Source organism: bacterium, assembly GCA_035703895.1.
GTDB lineage: Bacteria > Sysuimicrobiota > Sysuimicrobiia > Sysuimicrobiales > Segetimicrobiaceae > Segetimicrobium.
This window is the reverse complement of record DASSXJ010000319.1, coordinates 1-17,220: the sequence shown is the minus strand read 5'-3', so window position 1 is coordinate 17,220 and position 17,220 is coordinate 1. Positions and strand designations below refer to the sequence as shown.

18 protein-coding genes are annotated in these 17,220 nt (G+C 65.8%); 10 read left to right on the top strand and 8 right to left on the bottom strand.

All coding sequences use genetic code 11. From position 1 onward, the window contains the following. A partial coding sequence (locus tag VFP86_21020; GenBank protein HET9002131.1) for a hypothetical protein occupies nucleotides 1–343 on the bottom strand: 343 nt, incomplete at its 3' end. A 567-nt stretch (nucleotides 344–910) separates the two neighbouring features. Between VFP86_21020 and VFP86_21015 the strand changes: the two genes are divergently transcribed. From VFP86_21015 to VFP86_20975, 9 genes are all read left to right on the top strand, one after another. Next, nucleotides 911–1,321: a hypothetical protein gene (locus tag VFP86_21015; GenBank protein HET9002130.1), complete on the top strand. Its 411-nt coding sequence runs from the start codon at nucleotides 911–913 to the stop codon at nucleotides 1,319–1,321. Nucleotide 1,322: 1 nt separating this feature from the next. Then, nucleotides 1,323–1,619, top strand: a complete 297-nt coding sequence (locus VFP86_21010; protein HET9002129.1) for a TrbC/VirB2 family protein — start codon at nucleotides 1,323–1,325, stop codon at nucleotides 1,617–1,619. Between the two features lie 5 nt (nucleotides 1,620–1,624). Further along, nucleotides 1,625–1,945, top strand: coding sequence for a hypothetical protein (locus VFP86_21005; GenBank protein ID HET9002128.1), 321 nt, complete (start codon nucleotides 1,625–1,627; stop codon nucleotides 1,943–1,945). Between the two features lie 12 nt (nucleotides 1,946–1,957). Then, complete coding sequence (locus VFP86_21000) at nucleotides 1,958–4,438, top strand: TraC family protein (protein HET9002127.1); 2,481 nt, start codon at nucleotides 1,958–1,960, stop codon at nucleotides 4,436–4,438. Continuing rightward, the gene (locus VFP86_20995; protein ID HET9002126.1) at nucleotides 4,420–5,361 is read left to right on the top strand and encodes a hypothetical protein; all 942 of its coding nucleotides are present in this window, start codon (nucleotides 4,420–4,422) and stop codon (nucleotides 5,359–5,361) included. The genes VFP86_21000 and VFP86_20995 overlap by 19 nt, the downstream gene beginning before the upstream one ends. 19 nt (nucleotides 5,362–5,380) lie before the next feature. Next, entirely contained in the window at nucleotides 5,381–6,415 is a 1,035-nt protein-coding gene (locus tag VFP86_20990; protein ID HET9002125.1) for a hypothetical protein, read from the top strand. A gap of 248 nt (nucleotides 6,416–6,663) precedes the next feature. Next, entirely contained in the window at nucleotides 6,664–6,972 is a 309-nt protein-coding gene (locus tag VFP86_20985; protein ID HET9002124.1) for a hypothetical protein, read from the top strand. A gap of 7 nt (nucleotides 6,973–6,979) precedes the next feature. Beyond that, on the top strand, nucleotides 6,980–9,259 hold the full coding sequence (locus VFP86_20980; GenBank protein HET9002123.1) for a type IV secretory system conjugative DNA transfer family protein: 2,280 nt from the start codon (nucleotides 6,980–6,982) through the stop codon (nucleotides 9,257–9,259). Between the two features lie 90 nt (nucleotides 9,260–9,349). Then, nucleotides 9,350–9,685, top strand: coding sequence for a DUF6616 family protein (locus VFP86_20975; GenBank protein ID HET9002122.1), 336 nt, complete (start codon nucleotides 9,350–9,352; stop codon nucleotides 9,683–9,685). A 103-nt stretch (nucleotides 9,686–9,788) separates the two neighbouring features. Here VFP86_20975 and VFP86_20970 read toward each other — a convergent pair whose 3' ends face one another. After that, entirely contained in the window at nucleotides 9,789–10,283 is a 495-nt protein-coding gene (locus VFP86_20970; protein ID HET9002121.1) for a hypothetical protein, read from the bottom strand. Nucleotides 10,284–10,398: 115 nt separating this feature from the next. Beyond that, nucleotides 10,399–10,872, bottom strand: coding sequence for a mechanosensitive ion channel domain-containing protein (locus VFP86_20965; GenBank protein HET9002120.1), 474 nt, complete (start codon nucleotides 10,870–10,872; stop codon nucleotides 10,399–10,401). Between the two features lie 122 nt (nucleotides 10,873–10,994). Between VFP86_20965 and VFP86_20960 the strand changes: the two genes are divergently transcribed. After that, nucleotides 10,995–13,295: a DEAD/DEAH box helicase gene (locus VFP86_20960; protein HET9002119.1), complete on the top strand. Its 2,301-nt coding sequence runs from the start codon at nucleotides 10,995–10,997 to the stop codon at nucleotides 13,293–13,295. Nucleotides 13,296–13,358: 63 nt separating this feature from the next. Here VFP86_20960 and VFP86_20955 read toward each other — a convergent pair whose 3' ends face one another. The 5 genes from VFP86_20955 to VFP86_20935 all read right to left on the bottom strand — a co-directional run. Continuing rightward, on the bottom strand, nucleotides 13,359–13,499 hold the full coding sequence (locus VFP86_20955) for a hypothetical protein (GenBank protein ID HET9002118.1): 141 nt from the start codon (nucleotides 13,497–13,499) through the stop codon (nucleotides 13,359–13,361). Between the two features lie 6 nt (nucleotides 13,500–13,505). Further along, entirely contained in the window at nucleotides 13,506–13,772 is a 267-nt protein-coding gene (locus VFP86_20950) for a hypothetical protein (GenBank protein ID HET9002117.1), read from the bottom strand. A 33-nt stretch (nucleotides 13,773–13,805) separates the two neighbouring features. Then, nucleotides 13,806–14,015, bottom strand: coding sequence for a hypothetical protein (locus VFP86_20945; GenBank protein ID HET9002116.1), 210 nt, complete (start codon nucleotides 14,013–14,015; stop codon nucleotides 13,806–13,808). 185 nt (nucleotides 14,016–14,200) lie between these two features. Further along, a complete protein-coding gene (locus VFP86_20940) occupies nucleotides 14,201–16,648 on the bottom strand; it encodes a DUF3536 domain-containing protein (protein HET9002115.1) in 2,448 nt (815 codons plus the stop codon). An 8-nt stretch (nucleotides 16,649–16,656) separates the two neighbouring features. After that, nucleotides 16,657–17,220: glucose-1-phosphate adenylyltransferase (locus VFP86_20935; GenBank protein ID HET9002114.1), on the bottom strand; the 564-nt coding region annotated here is incomplete at its 5' end.

The window sequence follows — 17,220 nt, the reverse complement described above, 5'->3', positions numbered from 1 at the left end:
CGAAGAGACAATACAACGGATTCGTGCCGCCCTCGGAAACGATATCGACCTCGCTCCCGATCTCGTCCCCAATGTCCTTGCCCGACTTGCTGTTGAAGCGCCCTCGGTCTATTCGGAGGTCCTGGGGGAACTCTCGGGGTCTCAGATCCGCCTCGACAGTGAGGAACAGTTCCTCCGGCGGCGGCGGCGTGGCATACTCAGACGATTGCTGTTCTCGTGGGGGGAATACGAGTCCGGGGCAGGGGACCGCCTCCTCGACAAACGGCACATCGCCGCCGTCGTCCCGCTGGTGCTTGCTTTGTTGACTACGATGCTCCTCGCAATTTCGCTTGTGGTGGGCCATCGCGTGACCCCTGGGCCCGCACAACCTACCGTCGCCGCCCACACGCCATCCAGAGCTGTTCTCCGTCAAGAGACGGGGATCCCAGCGATTGTGGCACGGCGCGACCCGGTTGTCGCCACGCCGTCCATTTCGAGTTCTCTGAACCGCTCGTCTCTCGCAGGGATGCTGCCCGTGCCCGCGCTTCCGCCCAGTCTTTCAAGTCTCTCTGACTCTACCGGTGTCTTCGCACGAGGCCTCGGAAGCCCTGTGGTGGTAAGTCTTCAGGGCAGCCCAACCCGACAGGCTGGGGACACGGCAGAGCGAGCGGCCGCGGCTCTTTCTCCGGTCGTCTACAATCGTTCAACCGACGTGGACGCCGCTCGGCGTGAAACCACCGATCATCCGGCAGACGCAGCTGGGTCCAAGACTGGGGAAGCGCCTCCCGGCATGCGCGGAACAGGCAGCGCAGTGCCATCGCTGGCTCCGGGGACACGCCTTCGGGCCACGTTGCTGACGGGAGCGGTGGTCGTTCCCGGAGGGTCCCCGGTTCCAGTGGTCGTCGAAACATCGGAGCCCCATGGGATCTGGATGGGACAGGCCGTTCTCGGGCCCGGCGATCGCGTACAGGTGACGCTGTCATTAGCGGCTCAGAACCGGACGGGTGGCGCGCGGGGTATCGCCTTAGACTCGGAGCGCCTGCTTCCTGGAATTCCCGGTCGGACGACGGTCCGGCATTCTTCCACCGCCGCCGCGTTGGCGGCAGCGGCCCTGCAGGCGACGTCCGACTACGCTCAGGCGGCCGCGCGGCAGGGGAGCATCGGTGTGTTCGATGGCTTGGGATCCATCGTGGTCGGCGGACAGCTCCCCGAGCCGTGGACGTACATGGCCGCCCGCTTGGCGAAGGAATTTCAGGCTCCTGGGACTCCAGGCGGATGGGTAACGACAACCGAGATTCCGGCCGGTACACAGATCGCGATTCTCATCACGGGGGCGTCGTGACATGAAGCAAACAGTCGGCATGATCGCTGGAATCGGGATGGCGGTCCTCGGACAAACACAGCCAGGAAGCGGCGCTCCCGTGGGCGATTTGTTTGCGCCTCTGACCAATCTGTTCACACAGGCGGCTGACAGTTTGTCCGGCGTGTTCGGGCTTGCCTACGCAACGGCAGCGCTGCTCGTTGCGGGCGCCCTGATCGTGGCGGATCACCGAAACGGCGTGCGTAATGCGTTATGGGTCATCATTGGGTCGGTCATCCTCTTCTTCGGCGGCCAGATCATTCGCATGATTCACGGATGACCACGATGCTTCCACAGCATCCCGTCTACCGGAAACTTGATGCCGCCGTCACAGTCCTGGGGGTGGATCTCGAGGACTGGTTCGGCCTGGGAGTGGTCTTCATCGTGCTCTCACGACTGAGCGAATTCGTCGTCGGAACACTCCTCGGCATGCCGCGGGCGGAGGCCGCCGTTTCGGCCTTCACGACGGGATTCGTCTTCGTGCTGTGGCGTCGCATGCGGGACCGGGCCCCACGGCATTTCATGCGGCATTTTCTCGGTTTTCTGTCGGAACCCGATGCCTACCTCGTGATGCCCGACCAAGACGCGAACCCGTACGTGGTGTGAGGCGCGGGACACATGGAACTGCAGGGCGATCTGACGCGCGAGCTCCCGTATTGGAGCATTCGAGATGGCGCGGTCGTGCTGCGTGACGGTAGTTATCGACTGGGGTTCGAGATCACGCCGCCCGGGACGGAGGTTTGGGATGCCGCGCAACTCGTCGCGTGTAACGAACGTCTCCGGCTCCTGGTGGGGACGGCTGTTCCCGAGGGCGAGTGCCTGCGGATTTTGTTAGAGGTCCATACCGATTACGCGGACATGTTGCGCTTATACGCTGAGGGATGCTGCAGTCCTCATCCGGTGGTGCAGGATCTGCACCGGCGCCGCGTTTCGTCGCTGAGCCACGCACACGCGTCCGGACGACTCACGAACACACGCCTGATCTTTGACCTTTCGTATCATCCGCAGCGGAGGCCGCGCCGAGCCTGGTGGCGGCCCATCGATGCGGCGACATATCAACAACACCTTACGGAACTGCGGATCCTGCGCGACATGCTGGTGGGGCATTCCGAGCGGTGCGGGTTCCGGGCACGGCCGCTCGATAATGCTGCTCTGCTGGGGGCCATCTGGCGTTACTTCAATCCCGATCGCAAGCGCTACTGCCCGCCCCCATCCGTCCCCGAAGAGAACCAAGCACTCGAGATCCCAAGACGACTGCTGAGGGCCTTGCCGTTTCTCAGTCGGCGGTCGGTCCGCACCACGGTGGCGCGGTCCGATCTGTACCGGAGATGGGATTTCTTATGGCTCGATGGGCATGCGCACGCCGTCGTGGCTATGGACACGCTCCCGGATAAACCGACGACGCCGAATGTGTTGGGTCCGTTGCAGACGCTGCAGGGCGCCTACTGGTTGGTCATCGAGGCCTGGAACGACCCCCGCTCGGACCAGATCAAGCGCCTCGAACTCAAGAGTCGGTTGAGCCGCCAGGCGGTGTTTGCGCAGGACGGTGGAGACTCGAATGCCCGGGCGGTGGAACGGCAGGTTGCCGAGGCGCTGGATGTCATGCAGTTGACGAGCGAACGGGTCCTCCGCGTCGGAGTTGCCGTTGTGCTGCAAGAGGCGAACCCGGAAGCGGTTCGCGCGGCCGCCCGCCGGGCATTGGATGCGTTTCATCAGATTCCCGGCGTTGATGCTCGGATCGAGTCCGTCGCTCTGCGCAGGCAGTTTCTGCAATTGGCGCCCTTCAGCGGTCTGCCTAGCGAACGGCTTATGCGAATGCTCACCAGCAACGCCGCCGATTTTGTTCCCTGCCATGCCCCATGGCGGGGATCGGCCCGCCCCGTCTGCCCGCTATTCTCCCGCCAAGACAGTCTCGTTGCGCTCGATCCGTTCGACCCGCGCCTGCCGTCATGGAACGGCATCGTGGTGGGTGAGTCCGGTGGGGGGAAGACGCACTTTGCGATTGCCTGGTTGTCGCATCTCCTGGCGCTCGATCCGGTGATTTTGATCGTGGATAAAGGCGGAGCCTACAAGACATTTTGCAGTGTGTATGGTGGCCAGTATGTGCATCTCGATCCCGATGCAGGCGTTGCGATCAACCCATTTGATCTGCTCCCCGGCGAGACGGCACCCGATCACGCGCACCTCGGGCTCCTGAAGAGCCTCGTGGCGCTCATGGTGGCCGAGTCTGACGCCGGCCTGAGCCGGCGCGAGATGGCGGTGCTGGAATCCGCGATCCAACAGGCCTACGCGCGAGCGTCAGGCGCACCGGTGTTCCTGCACGACCTTGTGCGTACCCTGCGGACGTTCGAGCAAGTCGGTGCGCATGGGACGGGGCCCGAAGAATGGGCCCTAGCCCGGGGGATCGCCCTCCGTCTCGAGCCGTGGATCGACGAAGGGGTGTATGCACGACTGCTCGACCGGCCGTCGACCGTGGACCTCAACGCGTCGGTGGTATGTCTCGATACGGAGGGTCTCAACGAGCACTATCCCGATCTCGTTCCCATCGTCGCTCAGCTCGCCAACCACTTGATCTACCGGCGAGTCAGGGCGGACGAGGGGCGCCTCAAGTATGTGGTCAGCGATGAAACATGGGCGGCCCTGCTCAATCGGGTGGCGGCCGAATCGCTGGTCGGGATGTTCCGCCGGTTTCGGAAGTTCGGGGCCGGTATCATGGCGATCAGTCAGCGCGTCCAGGATTTTGAGAGCGAGTATGCCCGTGGAATCCTCGAGAACGCCCCGCTCAAGGTGTTGACGCGCGCGGCAGACATCGATCGCGTCGCGCCGCTGCTCAATCTCAACGATCAGTACCGAGCTCTCTGGAAGAGTTTGACCCAGCGCCGCGGAGCCTTCAGCGAAGCGCTGATGATCATGGACTTGCTCGAAGGGCGGGAAGGGGGAGTGGTCGTCGTCCGCGACATTCCCGAAGACTACTTCATCGCGACCACCACAGCAGAGGAGCGCACGCGTCGGGACCGTCTCGCGGCCGAGCTTGGCCCCTGGCGGGCGGTTCAACAATTGGCGGCCACACGGAGGGTGTCATGTTTGGACGCGGGATAAGGAAGCTTCGTAGCGTCTCACTTGTGTTCGGGGCCGCATCGACGTTGCTTGCGATGGTCCCCCTGGCACCGTGGGCGGGGGCTCCGACATGGTGGTCAGACGACGGGAGCTTCTCGAGCGCGATTGGAGACCTTCAGCAGTTTGTTGGCCTGCTTCAACAATCCCTTGAACGTCTCATGCAGTGGGTGCACCTCTTCCAGCAGTCTGCCTCCGACGCCCTCACCCGCATGGTCCGGGAATTCCCCGGCCAACTCCCGCGGGAGGCGGACCTCACCGGTTTTATCGCACAGATCAATGCGCTTCCCGCGGCGCTCCGAGGGGCGCTCGAGGCGATCCGCACGAAACTGCAGGCACCGGCCAACCCCGGCAGCGTCGATGAGCGCCATCATGCCTACATTGAAAGTAACCCCGCGATGGTGCACGAGGCCATCGGAATCACCGAAACAGACGAGGTCGTCGCAGGTGGGACGGTTCAGCAGGCGGCGGCGTCGCAGGCAACCGCGTTGGGAGCGGCTGCGGTTTCGCGGGATCTCCGGCCCGTGGTCGTCACCGCGGAGGCGCAGGAGACGAGCGATGCGCTCACATCCGCCGCCCACGATCTCCCAAGCTCACGGGCGGGGATCGAGCTCTTGGTCGCCGGCATGGGGGCGAACCTTCGACAACAGGCCGGTCTCGGGGCGGCCACCGCGGACCGTCTGACCGTCCTCGTGCAGCAGACCGCACAGATGAGCCAGCAGGTGGGAGCGCTCGCAGCCACGACCGGGGCGCTGACGCTTCGGCAGACCGAACGGGACGAGAAGGCGCTCACCGGACAACTCGGCTTGGCCGATGCCGTCTCCACCATCGCCCAGGTGCTTCAGGAGATCATGACAGGGGCCGGCGATCCCGCAGTCGACGAGCCGCGGCTGGACCCATTGTATTAGACTGCGGACCAAGGTCGTCGTGGGCGGGTTCGAACGAGGGATCGCCGACGTCTTCGCCTCTTTTGAGGGCTGGCTCGTGTCGACCGGGGCGACCGGGTCGATGCTCAAGCTCTCGTGGGCAGTGCTCACGTTCCTTTGGCTCGGGCACGTGGCAGCTTCGATACGGCCCGGGCAACATCCGGATGTCGTCGCGATGTTTGGTCGACTGCTCATCGCCGGCGGCCTCCTGATTGGTGTTGGATCGCTCAACCAGATCATCGTCATGGCGTTTGAGACGATGCGGGATGCCGGATCGGCGGTCTTGCTCGGGCTCATAGGTCAGAACTGGAATCAGTTCGTCCAGCAATGGCTTGCCCCGCAGGCGGGCGCCCTGTTTCAATCGCTTGGCCCTTGGTTCGCGTACCCCTGGGCGCTCGCGGTGTTGCTGGCGGGGCTCCTCCTCGGTGTGTTCCTCTTCGCAGCGGGGTTCACGGTGTACTTGGCCATTCTCTTCTTTGCACACCTGACGCTTCTGCTGGCCATCTTTCTCGCGCCGATGGCGATGGCGCTTCTCGCGGCCCCCGGGACCGCCCGCTGGACCGGACGATGGGCTGTCGTGATCGTCAAGACGGGATTGGTCGTCTTCAGCGTGCGGGTCATTCATGCGGCGGCCATCTACCTGGCGGTGATCGTTCCGGTGAGGCAAGTGTCCACCGGACTCACCAGCGGCTTCCCGGGGCTGGGTGGAGATGCAGGGCATGACCCCGCCGCGCTGGGCATCCTGATTCTTCATCTCGCGTGGCTTCTTGTCCTGATGATTGTGGGGACGGGGATCGGCGTCTATGCGATGTTGCGTGCGGAACGGCTAACGGGGCAGTTTGTGGAAGGCGTGGCGTTCGGCGAGGGCATCTTCGCGGGGCCCATGTGGCTTCGAGGGCGGCTCGCCGCGTGGTCTGCGCGTCAGGGGATGGACGGAGGAGTCCCGGGCGCGGGCGCATCTGATCCGTGGGGGACTGTGGGCACCGGTGCTCAAGAGGCCACGCTGGTAAAGCCGGGCGGGCGGCAACCGCTATGATGGTGGTACGTCACCAACTGCTGCGGTCGATCGCCATCGCCGCCGTTGGAGCGCTCTTGCTTCTGACTGTGACACCTTCGAGCGGACAGTTGATCTCAGCGGGCGGGTCGGCGGCGGTCCTGTCTTTCATCGATGCGGCTGCGGGTAGGGTAGAGGTCGTCAGGCATTGGCCCTGGGCGTCTGTGGACGTAGATGTGTATCCTTTCGTGCCATATGTATGGGGCGGGTGTCCCGGGCCTGGAGCGATCATGATGCTGATCACGGGGCCGGGGTTCGGTCCCTCCCTTGCGGTGCGGATCGCCCGGGCGTTGACACTTCCTCTCGCGTTGAACACACGTCCGAGGGTTCTTGAGATCACGCGCATCGGGGCCGCGCTGCAATCCCCGGGGGATCCCGCCGAAGAAGCGTTGAAGGCAGCCATCCCAGTGATCAGCGACCTCGCCGCGTACGAGCGGTTCGGATATGCCGTTTTCCTCTTTATTCACTGGCAGGGGACGCACTGCGCGGTGACCTTCAAAGCCGTTCCCGAGGGCTATGGGATTCCTTTCGTCGAGTGAGGCTGGAATGCGACGGAGTCTTCACGCTGTCTGGATCGCGTTGCTGCTCGTCGCCATCGGGATGGTGGCTTCTATCGCGGGCGCTATCTTGCATGAAACCGATGACGCCGTCCGCGCGGTCTTCAACGTCCAGGTTCCCAGTGCCGGTCTGGCCGGGATCGCACGTTGGATTCGCGTGTGCTCCGCCATCGCCAGATGCCGGGGGACGATGGTCGATGTCCTCGGGCAGGGCGTCCGCTCGAACGCGCCGGCAATCCGGGTCACCTGCGGCCTGCTGGTATGTTGGATCATAGGTGGCCTCTTCCTCCGCGCCCGGTTGTCTGCCACACGCTCCGCGGCCGGAAGCGCCCGGTATGCGTTTCCGAGTGAGCTCCGCCGAATGCGTGTCTGCACCCGGAACGCGTGGTTGCCTCTGGGGTACTTGCCTCCGCCGATTTTTGTGAGACACCTGCTTCGCTCGTCCCATGCCCGTTGCGGGTTCCGTTTGGTCGTGGGCCCCCAGGTGCGTCTCCCCGCGGAGGACCTGGCCCGCCACGTCCTTGTCGTAGGTCTGACTGGGGCGCACAAGACGACGGCCGTCACGTTTCCGATTCTGCTGGAGGCAGCGCAGCAGGGTGTCTCGGTGGTGGCGTTGGACCTGAAGTATGGGGAAATGGACAGCCTCGCCCGGGCCGCTCCTGAGTGGCAGCGCCGCGACAGAGATGTGCTCATCTTTGCTCCACTCGATCCTGCAACGCTGCGATGGAACCCGCTCGATCGTTGCCGCACGATTGGGGACGCGTACCAACTCTCCGCGCTCCTCTTCGATGAGCCGGATCCGTCCGATCCCGATCTCGTGTACTGGTTGGGAGCGGAACGTCACGTGTGCGCCGTGCTGTGTTTTGCCCTCACCACGGATGCAGGGCCAGCGACGCTGGGCCGACTGCGGTTACTGTGTGAGTCAGGGCCGACCGCTGTGCACGCATACGTCAAGGCCCATCCCGCCGCCTCGGGCCTCTTGCCGAAATTGGGCTCCTATCAGGCGATGCTCCCCAAGGATCAGGCCGGGATCCTTCAGGGAATCGCCTCGCGGCTCGAAGCGTGGGGAGACGAAGTGGTCTGCGCGGCGACCGGACCCTCTGTGCGCCGGGAGCGAATCGACTTGAGTCGTCTGCGCCGCGAACCGACGTTGCTGCTGGTTGGCGTCCCCCAGGCCGCTCTTGGCCGCCTCCGCTGGCTTTGCCACTTTTTCCTCCGCGACTTGGCCGCGAGTCTCCTCACGCCCAGAAGCGCGGAGGAGGGGGTCAGGATTCTTCTGATTTTGGAGGAACTTCCCGCGTGGGGCGTGTTGCCTGGATTGGCCGACCACCTCGCGACCTACCGGAGTCGCCAAGTGTCGGTCGTTGCGACTCTGCAGAGCGAGGCACAGGGCGAACATGTCTACGGCCGCGACGGATGGACCGCGGTCGCGGCTAACCTGGTGACGAAGCTCTACTTTCACTCGCTCGCTGATGCTGATGCCGAACGGTTGAGTCGGGTGATGGGGACGGCCGCGGGCGAGGATGTTGCCCACAGCCGCGGATGGGGTCCCGCAGGGATCCGGAAGGGAGAGCACCGTCGCCCGATCCCGGTGCCGCTCGAGCGACCTGAGAGACTCCGAGGCATCGGTGCATCTGCAGAGGAAATCCTCGTGCGGTTTCCTGCAATGCCTCCCGCCCGCCTTTGGTCTCCCCCATATTATCTCAGGCCCGAGTACGTGGATCGTGTCCCCGCCGGGGAGATCACGACAGCCAATCTGGCCGTCTACCATCACCTCAGGGTCATTCGAGCCCAAGGGAGAACCCGCGCCGCACCTCCGACGCGCGTCACCTCGGTAGTCGCGCCGGAGCCGGCATCACATCCGCAACGAGATGCCGGCGTGGGCCGCGCCGGGTCCGCGACCCTCGGCCCTCCGGATGCCCACGTTGATCACACGTCTCTTGACGACGTCGCAGCCCTCAACCGGCTCGTCGAAATCCTAAGCGTACGGGTCCGACGGGATACGGGGAATATCATGAAGGCGGTCCGAAGTAGTGGGCGCCTTGTCGAGGTGCGGATCCGTCCGGAGGCTGTCGCCGAAGCGTGCCAGGGCGCCGATGCCATGCATGTCTTGGGGCGGCGGTGGTCGGCCCTGCGCTGGGTGCGGCGCGTGCGTCCAACATTTATCCTGAGCAAACGGGCATTAGAGGCGCTCGATCCCCCTCTTCTCCAGCGCCTCCGTGAGATCTGCGACCGCGAACCGGCCCAACCTCCGTCGCCACGGCCGTGAACGCCGACCCCTGTTTGCTCATGGGCTTAACCGGGTATGGTTAATGATGGAAGTACACAATCAGGGCCGAGAGCAGACGAGAGGTGGCCAATGTACGTTTACATTGAGCACTGGAAACCTCGGCCAAAGTGGCTGCAATTGACCCCCGAAGACCGCGGAAAGTTCTTATTTGATGTCAGTCCTGCGATTCAAGGCCTCGCGGATGCGGGCGCAGAGCTCATCGGGTATCTCATAAATGAACAGGATTCGAACGATCGGAAGGAAGGCGGGTTCCTTCGAGTGTGGAGGATGCCGGAGCGGGAGTTCGCGCAACGGATTGAAGACGCGCTGGAGCGGGCCGGGTGGCACGAATTCTTCGAGCCCGGGCATGCACGAGGCGAGGTCCTCACCCCGCAGGTGGCCATTCCCTACCTGGTCAAAGTCTGAAAGCCTGGCGCTCCTTTCGCGAAACAGTTACTCCCCCGCGGGCGAGGGGGGCGCGTTAGGGCCGCCCGCGGGGGTGTGTGGCTTGAGGCGCTAGGGAATCCCGTTACGACCCCGACTTCGTGACGGTCACCGAGGTCGCCACGTTCACACCCTGCTTCTTTTCGTAGGTGATTTTGACCTTATCCCCTTTCGAGAGCTTCATCGAACTCGCATCGCTGGAGCTCGCGCCGGAGGTCGAGGTCGGGCTGGAGGAGCTGGAGCTTTCACTCGTGATCTTGACGCTCTTGGGGATCACGATCTTCATCGTGCTGCTGCCCGTTGAGGGGCCGCTTGGCGCGTTGCCATAGCCATATGTCGAGCCGCTACTCGGTGGCGTGCTGCCCCCCTGTGACGACGAGGGTGCCTGCGCAACTTCCACGATCGCCATGCAGTCGGCCGACGCCTTGCCTCCGCACGTCGTGTCCACGCTCGCGACGACACCCTCTATCGACGCGGCGGAGCCCTGCTGCGCGGGAGGAGTAGGTGATTGGCCCAAGGCGACCAACGGCGCGGCGACGATCACCGCGAATACCGCGAGCACGGCGAGAGCAATCCTCATGTGTTGACCACCTCCTGTGTTCTGGGCATTCGTCATCGCCCCCCTGTCACAATTGTCTCCGATGTTCCCGCACCTCAAACGCATTGTTGGGGAGACGTCAATCGATCCGGCGCCTCTACTGGCGGACGTCGCGTGAGGATCTCGTGGCGCGGCTCAGCGGCTCGGCGGCGCCGTTTCCATCGCGCAGGTAGACTTCCGCACGAGAGCGGAAGGCGATCCCCTCTCGTCCGAACCGTTCGTGCAGCCGCTTGACGAACTCGTGCTTGACGCGGGGCTGGTCGGCGACCTCGCGGGCGCGCAGGATCACGTTGAAGTTGACGCTCGCCTCCCCGAACCCGTTGTAGCGGAGGAGTGGCTCGAACGCGGGGATCCCTCCGGGCACCTCCCGCATCACCCCGCGTGCCACGTCGAGCGTCACGTGCTCGACGCGGTCGAAGTCGCTCTCGTAGCCGACGCTGGCGGGGATGATGACGATCAGCTCGGGATCGGGTTGATAATAGTTGGTCACGGTGGCGGCGGCCAGCTTGGCGTTCGGGACGATGATCATGTTGTTGGGCTCTTCACGGATCTGGGTGCTGCGCCAGTTGATGTCGAAGCCGCAGCGTCCCTTCGTGCCGCGTGTGCCCTCACCTCATTTTCCCCCGCCTGCGCGCGCCGCCAAACCCAAGATGACGACAGGCCCCACTCTCCCGTCTCCCGAACTACTGCTGCATGGACGTCGCCCGTCTCATCGCCGAGGTGCAAGCGGAAGAGCGCTACCGGGAGCAGATCGTGCACGAGGAGCGCTTCCCCGCGCGGCCGGCGCGCTATGCCGCTCCGGGCCGGCCGCCGGCCGGGCCGATCGCGGAGGCGCTCACCCACCTGGGGATCTCCCGCCTGTACGCGCATCAGGCGCAGGCCCTCGACGCGGTGCGCGGAGGGCAGTCCATCATTGTCACGACCGGGACCGCGAGCGGCAAGTCGCTGTGCTACATGCTCCCGGTCCTCGAGACCCTCACGGGCGACCCGGAGGCCCGGGCGCTCTTCGTCTACCCGACGAAGGCCCTGGCGCAGGATCAGCTGGACGCGCTCGGAGAGTTCGGGCTTGCCCTTCGCGCCGGCAGTTACGACGGCGACACCCCGCAGGCCGAGCGACGCCGGCTCCGGCACGAAGCCCAGATTCTGCTGACGAACCCGGACATGCTCCACGTGGGAATCCTCCCGCAGCACTTTCGATGGACGTCGTTTCTCACGCACCTGCGGTACGTCGTGCTGGATGATATGCACGTCTACCGCGGCGTGTTCGGAAGCCACGTCGCCAACATCGTGCGCCGATTGACGCGGGCGTGCCGGCTCCGGGGCGCCGACCCGCAGTTTATCTGCACCTCCGCCACTGTCGCGAACCCCGAGGAGTTCGGCCGGCGTCTCACGGGCCGGGCGCTCCGCGTGATCGACGAGGACGGGGCGCCGCGCGGCCCCCGCACGTTCGTGCTCTGGAACCCTCCCGTGATCGATCGCGCGAAGATGGCGCGGCGTAGTCCGTATACGGAGGCGGGGTGGCTCATGGCCGCGCTCATCCGGCGCGACATCCGCACGATCGCGTTTACCAAAGCCCGCAAGATCACCGAGCTCGTGCATCGGTACACGGCCAACGCGCTCGGCGACGTCCCCAGCTTCGCGGACCGGATCAGCCCCTATCGCGCCGGGTACCTCCCGGAGGAGCGCCGGGAGATCGAGCGGCGGTTGTTCCACGGCGAGCTGGCCGGGGTTGTGAGCACGAGCGCGCTCGAGTTGGGGATCGACGTCGGGGGGCTCGACGCCGCGATCCTCGTCGGCTACCCGGGCACGATGGCAAGCGTCTGGCAGCGGGCGGGCCGCGCGGGGCGGGGGAAAGACGAGTCCCTCGCCATCTTGATCGCCCTCGAGGACGCGCTCGACCAGTACCTGATGCGGCAGCCGGCATACTTCTTCGGGCGGCCGGTCGAGCACGCGACCGTGGATCCCGAGAACCCGTACGTGCTCGCCGCCCACCTCAGATGCGCGGCCAGCGAAGTGGCGCTGTGGCCCGGCGATGAGGCGCTGTTCGGCCCTCGGATGCGAGAGGTTGCCGAGGCGCTGGAGGGGATGGGGGAGTTGATCCGGCGGGGGGACCGGTGGGCCCCGCGCTCCCGCCAGTACCCGGCCGGGTCGGTGGAGATTCGCAGCGTCTCGGGCGAGACCTACAGGATCGTGGACGGCCGCACACGGCGGCTCATCGGCACCGTCGACGCGTCACGGGCGTTCGAGCAGGTGCACGAGGGCGCGGTGTACCTGCATCAGGGAGAGGCATACCGCGTTACCCACCTGGACCTCGCGACCCGCACTGCGAAGGTGGTGCCCGACGGCAGCGGGTCGTACACCGTGGCGCGGGTGCTCACCGACCTGAGCGTCGTGCGGCCGCACGCGGAGCGTCCTCTCGGGGGGACTGTCGCGCACTTCGGCGAGGTGCTGGTGACGCATCAGGTCATCGAGTACCGCCGCAAGCAGCTCGTAACCGACACGGTACTCGCCGTCGAGCCGCTCGACCTTCCGGAGGAAGAGCTGCCCACGACCGCCCTGTGGATGGTGATCCCCCCGGCGCTCGCCTCCGCGGTGGAGGACGCCGGGCTCGACCTGGCCGGCGGCATCCATGCCGTCGAGCATGCCGCGATCGGCCTCCTGCCGTTGCTCGCGATGTGCGATCGGTGGGACATCGGCGGCGTCAGTTACCCCGAGTATCCGGACACGGGGAGGGCCACGATCTTCATTTACGATGGCCACCGCGGCGGAGTGGGGGTGACGGAGAAAGGGTTCGAGTTGCTCGACGAACTCCTACGGCGCACTCTCGACGCCATCCGGTTGTGCCCATGCGAATCCGGGTGCCCGTCGTGTATCCAGTCCCCGAAGTGCGGAAACTTGAATACCCCGCTCGACAAAGAAGGCGCGGTCTTCCTGCTTCGGCGTCTCCTCGGGACGGCAGAACCCCGCTCCTCGATGCCCCGGACGGCATCGTAAGCCGGAAGCGGGGCCCGCAGCTCCCGAGTCGGTGGGGGGGCGGCGGCTAGCGTCGCGCCGCGTTCACTCGCGGAACGATCGAGTGGCCAGTTCGGCGATGGCTCCGACCACGACCATTCCCGCGAGGATGAGTATCGCGACGTAGAGGCGCTGTCCTCGTTCGATCTCGCCCCCCTCTGCGGAGTGCCTGCCAAAGAGCGCCATCGGCGATCACCGAGCCGCTTTGGCCAGGGCTTCCTGGGCCACGGCCTTGCTCAGCGCCAGCACCGCCCCAGTCACCGCGGCGTGCGCGGCTTCGTGGGTCGAAAGCTGGTCCATCGGGATGGACGCGGAGTGGGAGTGGGCGCCGCGGGAGAACGTCACGGCCAGAACGCCCGGGCCGCCGTCCTCCACGTTCACCCCGACGTCGTCCCGACCCAGCGCTACGACGGCTTCCTCGACGATCCGGCGATACTTGTCGAGCTCCTTAGGGGTCAAGATGGGACCTCCTTCGCTCATGGGTACGGCGTGCTAACGGACGGACGCTTTGTGCTCGATGAGGGACTTGAGCTGGAGTTCGATCGCCTGCCGGGATTCCTCGTACTTCTCCTGGATTATCTCGATCAAGAACTCGGGATTGCCTTGCACACCATCGAGGTCTTGATCGGTCAGTTTGGTCCACCGGGACTTGACCTGGGCACGCATCATCGGCCACGCTCTCGAGAACTCGCCTCTGTCCATGAGCCGCCTCCTTCCGAATCGCCGATCTGCGGTAAACCAGTGCGGGAACCCGGGGAAAAATCCAGCAGAGGACCACGGCGATCTTCTAGGTCCCCCTCAAATAAAATTTACCCGCTTCGGGTGGAGGTCAAACGGGAATTCGGTGCCGGGTGGGTACGCCGGAGCGTCGATCCTCGTCGGGTGTTCTAGCCCGGGGTCGGTGCCGGCGTCCGGAGGCTATCGAGGTTGAAGTACAGGCGCTCCCCGAGCCGCCAGAACTCTGCCACCCGATCGGCTTCCTCCTGGGGGCGCGCGAGGAGCCCGTCCCGGTGGTCGAGGGCCGCGTCGTGGTAGGTGTTTTGGACCTCCCAGAGGTTGACGGCGAGGCCCAGAGCGGCCCCGAGATCGAGCAGGCGGTGGAGCTGGTCGAGGTCCGGACCCAGCGGATCGTGCCTGAGCGCGACGGCGCGCCCCTCCGCCGCTTCGCGGAGGAGGAGTTCGTACTCGCCCGCCCTCGCCGCGAGGTCCATCTCGTCCAGGTCCCGCGCGATGTCAAACGCCCGATCGGGCACGGGATCGGCCCGCGACCTGATCAGCACGTCTCCCAATTCCTTGAGGAGCGTGTACTCTGCGGCCATCACGATCGCAGGGGGCACGGGGACCTCGGACTGCCGCATAAACGCCATGAGCGGGCGGGCCTCTTCGTAGAGCTCTTTGTAGACTCCCTCGAACCGGGCGAGGCGTTCCTCGGTGATGAGGCCGAGAATCCGGCGGCGCGCCTCGGTGAACAAGTCGGAGAGCGTGAACAGCGAATCTTTGAAGGCGTCGTCGAGCACGCGGACGGTCTCGCTGGGGCCCGTGCGGAGAAACGACTCCACGAGCTCGGTTTTTGCTTTCTCGTGCCACTCCGTGGTGGCGTGCCTATGGACTCCGCACTGGACGTCGGTCCCGCCGAGATGGAGCGCCGCGAACGCGGCCTGTTCCGCTTCGCCGGTGATCCGGGAGGCTACGGTCACGAGGCCCACCCCGAGCCGGTGTCCGCCGCTCTCCTCCCGCCGTCCATCGAGACGCCGGACGTCATAGCTGAAGACGCGGGCGTCTTCCTCGAAGGAATCGAAGAGGGCGGTGATCCCGTAGTGGGCCACCACCCGCGCAAGGGTCACGGCCGATGGGCGGACCATGCGCCGGTAGACCCCGGCCCCGTCGCCCCACCGCTTGAGGTTACTCTTGGCCGCGGCGAGCCTCCCGATGAACTCCCCTTCGAGGGCGGCGCCGAACCGCTCCGCGAGCTGGATCGCCCGCGCGGCGTACTTGATCACCTGCACCGCCTCGATGCCGGAGAGCTCGTCGAAGAACCACCCGCAGGAGGTGTACATCAGGAGCGCGTGCCGCTGCATCTCGAGGAGCCGGATGGCGCGGCCGCGGTCGTCCGGTTCGAGGTGCGGACGGCCGTGCGCGGCGAAGAACGCCGCGACCGACTCCGGGCTCCGGTCCAGGATCACGTCGATGTAGGCGTCCCGGGCGGCCCACGGATCTCGGAGGTCCCGCCCGGCGTGCTCTTCGTACACCCGGGCGAGCTCGTCCCGCAGCCAGTCTAGCGCCTCGCGGAGCGGCTTCCGCCATTCCTGGTTCCACCCCGCGTGGCCGGCGTTGCAGCCGCAGTTGGCGCGCCACCGCTCGACCCCGTGGACGCACGACCAGGAGGTCGGTTCGACGATGTGGACCTCGTGGTCGGGCGGATGGAGCGCGAGGAACTCCCCGTAGTTGGTGAGCCGCGCGGCGCGGCGCTCCTCGATCAAGCGGAGGGCGTGGGTGAGCGCCATCTCGCCGAATCGGTGATGGTGCCCGTAGGATTCCCCGTCTGTGGCGATATGGACCAGCTGCGGGCCGTTCCGAACGTCGCTGAAGCCGGCGCTGAGCCGGTCGGCGAACGCCTCGCCGCTGTTCAGGAGGCCTTCGAACGCCACGGCGCGTGCGATCGGACCATCATAAAAGAACAGGGCGATCGACGCTCCGCTCGGGAGCGGGCACCGGTACGGCCGGCTCGGGTCCACGCGCCCGCCCTGGACATCCGTCCAGTCGTCTTGCCCCACGGGCCGCACGCGCGCGGCTTGGTGGGGCGCCAGGATCGTGAACGCGATCCCATGCGCGGCCAGGACCTCGAGCGTCTCCGTGTCGACGGCCGTCTCGGGGAGCCACATCGCCTCGGGCTCGCGGCCAAACCGCTTACGGAAGTCCGCGAGCCCCCAGATGACCTGGGTCTCTTTGTCGCGGCGGGTTGCGAGCGGGAGGATCATATGGTTGTAGGCTTGGGCGATGGCGTTCCCGTGGCCCCCGCGGTCCTCCACGCTCGCCCGGTCGGCGTCGACGATCTTGGCGTACGTCTCCGGAGTCGCCTCCTCGAGCCACGCCATCAGCGTCGGGCCGACGTTGAACGAAATGTGGCGGTAATTGTTGACGATCTCGACGATCCGGCGGGCGCCGTCGAGGATGCGCGACGCCGTGTTGGGAGCGTAGCATTCGGCGGTCACGCGCTCGTTCCAGTCGTGATAGGGACGCGCGGAGTCCTGCACCTCGACCGCCTCGAGCCACGGGTTTTCCCGAGGCGGCTGGTAGAAGTGCCCGTGGACGCAGACGAATCGATCCTCCGGCATCACACCCCTCAGAACGTCACGGGCTCGCCGGGGGCTGCGCGGCGGACTCGTGTCGCGCCGCGCGCCATCACCGTGATTCCGGACGAATCCACGATGCAGTGCTCCGCCGGCTGCTCGGCCCCCTCGCCGATCACCGTGCCGGGCTCGATCGCGTTGAACCGATCGATGATCGCGCGGTGGATCCGCGCATCCCGGCCAACGATCGTGTTGTCCATGACGATGCTGTTCTCCACCACCGCGCCTCGCTCGAGCACGACCCCTTGGCCGAGGATCGAATGGCGGACGGTGGCCCCGTGGATGACGGTCGCCTCGCCGAGCTGGACATCGTGTACCGTCCCATCCCGGATCCGCGCCGCCGGCCCGCCAAATTGCGAGGTCAGGATCGGCCAGCGGGGGTTGTCGAGGTCGAGGGCGGGCGTGGCGCCGAGCAAGTCCATGTTCGCCTGCCAGTACGCCTCGATCGTGCCCACGTCCCTCCAGTACCCGCGTTCCTCCGTGGCGCGGAGCCCCGGGATCTCGTTGCGCAAAAAGTCGTAGGCAAAGACTCGCGCGTAGGGGATCAACTCGGGCAG